General features: G+C 59.0%; 3 protein-coding genes. 2 read left to right on the top strand and 1 reads right to left on the bottom strand.

The features are described from left to right. On the top strand, positions 1-465 hold a 465-nt coding region (locus tag AC1DT2_RS19615), incomplete at its 5' end, for a hypothetical protein (protein WP_477298145.1). Here AC1DT2_RS19615 and AC1DT2_RS19620 read toward each other — a convergent pair. After that, positions 452-1,630 carry a cytochrome-c peroxidase gene (locus AC1DT2_RS19620; RefSeq protein ID WP_477298147.1) on the bottom strand — a complete coding sequence of 393 codons (1,179 nt, stop codon included), beginning with the start codon at positions 1,628-1,630 and terminating at the stop codon, positions 452-454. The two genes, AC1DT2_RS19615 and AC1DT2_RS19620, sit on opposite strands and share 14 nt — an antisense overlap. Before the next feature lie 40 nt (positions 1,631-1,670). Here AC1DT2_RS19620 and AC1DT2_RS19625 point away from each other — a divergent pair. Continuing rightward, on the top strand, positions 1,671-2,941 hold a 1,271-nt coding region (locus AC1DT2_RS19625), incomplete at its 3' end, for an IPT/TIG domain-containing protein (protein ID WP_477298148.1).

Raw genomic sequence — 2,941 nt, forward strand, 5'->3', positions numbered from 1 at the left:
ATTCTGGCCATCGCAGTCATGGGCGTGGGCTGCAATCGAGAGGGTGGGGCAAGTAAGGACGCGGTCTTGGTCGCCCCATCCGATAAGCACGACGGCAACGCTTGGGGTCAAGTTATTCGCCAAGGGTTGGCGTCGGATGCGCCGAAAGTGAGCTCGCGACCCTACACATTTTTTGTCCCTTCGGATGGCGACGCCGATGCGGAGAGCAAGCGCAAGAACGAGTCGGAAGCTATAGCCACCCTAATCGAGCAAAGCACCGTGCCAGGTAGGACCATTGGTATCGGCGGTCCCGACCCTGATAAGACGGCTGAAGTTATTATTCAGGCCCTCAAGGGAGTGACGGCAGGACGTGCGACGGGCTTGACGATCGTCGTTGTTGGCGGCGGTCACCGCGACGAAGAGCTACGTAAACAGGCGGAAGCCTCGGGGGCAGATATTCGGATCAAGTCCGTCACGGTGAGCTGATCGAGGCTTGTACGCCGCAGTTCGTCTTTTCGACACCAAGAGTGTGTAAGAAAGCGACTAAGGCGTCCCGTTCGCTAACTGTTATGGCGATCGGGGCGCCGCTCGCTAGTCCTCTCCAATATACCTCTTGGTCAACGGCTGCTTCGAGCGTCGGAATGCTGCCGTCATGCATATATGGGGCAGTGTCTGCGACGTATCGGAGTGAGGGGGTGCGAAATCGCCCAACGTCATCCCCTTTTCGAGTAGTGACGAAACGGCCCAACGCCGCAATATCCGGGTCCGTGGCGACCATGGGGGCCGTGGCGCGGGGAGCGGCGGACGTAGACGCGACCTGGCTGAGCAATGCCGGAAGCTTGTCTTCAACACCGCGAAGCCCTGTGCCGCTCGCGTGAAAGGAGTAGTCCGTGTAGAGAGGTACGGATCCACTCGATTTGTGGCATGTAGCACACCCTGCTTTGCCATCGAAAAGGTCACGGCCGTAGCGGGCCTTCATGATCAACGGGTCTGCCTTTTGCTCCCGTGTCATCCGCTCAAAGTGTGTAGGCGGAATCGCCAGATCGCTAAGATATGCTGCGAGAGCATCAGCGACGTCTTCCTCGGAAAGAGCCGCATTTTTCAGCGATGCGCTCGCGTGCACCCGTACCATTAGGGCATCGGTGCTCGATAGCCCCATCTCTGCGGGATTCAGGAAGGGGTCCAATACCGCCTCGCTTAGCTGGTCGCGACGACCGTCCCAGAAGAGCGGCTGCGTTCTGTGAATAGCCAGGAGTGACGGGGCATTGCGCGTGCCTACGCGACCGAGCGCTCCAGGAGAAACCGCCGCTATCCCGCCAAACGCGCGCGTCGGAACGTGACAACTTGCGCAGCTGGTTCGTCCATCTGCACTGAGAGAGGGGTCGAAGAAAAGGCTCTCTCCGAGCCTGGCGGTGTCAGAGATAACCTTCGCCGAGACGTGACAGGAAAACGAGGTAGACGCTTCGACTGTTGCCGGCAACAGATAAGCGAGCGTAAGTAAGAGGGCGTGTCGCCACGGACTCATCTCGACCGATTCCCTTCGTCCATTCCTGTGACGTACATCACGAAAGATCCCCTGGTTTGTTCGCGTATCCTTGCATCGCCATAGGCCGGGAAGCTTCTCGGCGGTGCGGCGCGATATGAATAGCATGGATTTCGTGTCCGTGCCTTCACAGGGGACAGGGAAGCGTATGAAGATTCGCGTCGATAGCGACCACTCATGTAGTGGTCGCTCAACCGTGGCCGCCAGGCGCCAAGCTTGTAACGCGAATGCGGCGTTGAGGTGGCTGCTTATTGCTCTTTGCTGGCTGCTTCCGGCGGTGTCCGCACAGGCCGGCATGCGCTATGTGTACGACGACAACGGCCGCCTTGTCGCAGCCGTACGCGATGATGGAGCGGCATCACGATATACCTATGATTCGGTAGGAAATATCGTGTCAATTGATGGTGTCGGCGCCGGCGACTTGGTTGTATTTGGGTTCTCGCCGACACATGGCGATGTTGGGCAGGCCGTCACCTTGACGGGCGCGAATTTCGCGGCGCTCGCCTCCGGCAATGTGGTTCGATTTGCGGGTGTTGCCGCAACGGTAGTCTCGTCTTCGTCAACGCAGATCGTAACAAGCGTTCCCGCGGGTGCTGTGACCGGCAAAGTCACCGTCGTCGCTAGTGGCGCGTCGGCGGAGTCGGCGATTCCTTTCACTGTGGACGGCACCGGTCATCCACCTGTTATCACACAGGTCTATCCGCTTGTCGCATCTGCGGGCTCGACAATCTCGCTTACGGGTACTTACCTCAATCCCGTGCCGGATCAAACATCGGTCCGGCTAAATAGCTATGTGGCGAGCACGTCTTCGCTTGACGACAGCCATGCAGCGTTTTCAATAGCGCCAGGGGTAGGCAGCGGCAAGGTATCGGTGACGACACCGTTCGGCCGAGCAGTCAGCGCGAACGATATTTTGGTCGCTCCTCCCGGAATTGCTCCGGCAGATGTGTCGTCCACGCAGCGCATGATCGTCGACGGCGCGCCAATTAACGTAGCTGTCGCGGCGCCTTCGAAGTATTCGGCCGTCCTCTTTGACACGGTAGGCGGCTCGGCGCTAAGCCTTCAATTGAGCACGATCGCTCCCGCCGGGTCCTCGCTGTCCTACTCGGTCTACGACTCTCATAACTCGTTGGTCATGTCGGGCGCGGCGAGCGCGTCGGGACCCTCGGTGCATCTTCCCTATGTGAAGCAGCCAGGCACGTTTCTCCTACTCGTTTCTTCTAGTGCCCCGTTGAGTTTGTCGATGCAGGTGGAGACGGCGCCGGTTTTGACAGGTTCCAACGCCTCGGTGCACTTGATGACGAGCGTTTCCGATCAATCGAAACGCATGATCATTCCGGCAAAGGCTGGCGAAAACCTCGGTTTTGCCGTGACTGGCGTGACTACGTCGTCGGGCTACAACGATGTCCTGGTTACGCT

This window comes from Luteibacter sp. P4_E6 (assembly GCF_056401535.1).

What these genes read in the sequence shown, in the direction of transcription:
- AC1DT2_RS19620 (WP_477298147.1), bottom strand. Translation starts at nt 1,630, where the DNA reads ATGCTATTCATATCGCGCCGCACCGCCGAGAAGCTTCCCGGCCTATGG.